Source organism: Paraburkholderia sp. SIMBA_030, assembly GCF_046535245.1.
Taxonomy (GTDB): domain Bacteria; phylum Pseudomonadota; class Gammaproteobacteria; order Burkholderiales; family Burkholderiaceae; genus Paraburkholderia.
The window spans coordinates 1-269 of sequence record NZ_JAWRXB010000603.1; the positions used below are offsets into that span (position 1 = coordinate 1).

Below are 269 nucleotides of genomic sequence, written 5' to 3' on the forward strand. Positions count from 1 at the left end.
GCGTCCGGCTCCATGCCGTTCTTCACGATCAGGCTGCGAGCCCGTTCGGCGAGTCGCTCCACGATCTTGTCAGCCACGTCGCCGACCAGCAGCGCAACCGAGATCGCCATGCAACGCTCGCCTGCCGAACCGTAGCCGGCGCCGACCAGCGCATCGACAGCCTTGTCGAGATCGGCGTCGGGCATTACCACCATATGGTTCTTCGCGCCGCCCAGTGCCTGCACACGCTTGCCGTGCTTCGCGCCCGTTTCGTAGATGTAGTTCGCAAT

1 protein-coding gene is annotated in these 269 nt (G+C 64.3%); it reads right to left on the reverse strand.

Annotation, left to right across the window (positions count from 1 at the left end; genetic code table 11):
- A partial coding sequence (locus SB772_RS41370; RefSeq protein WP_410838695.1) for an aldehyde dehydrogenase family protein occupies window positions 1-269 on the reverse strand: 269 nt, incomplete at both ends.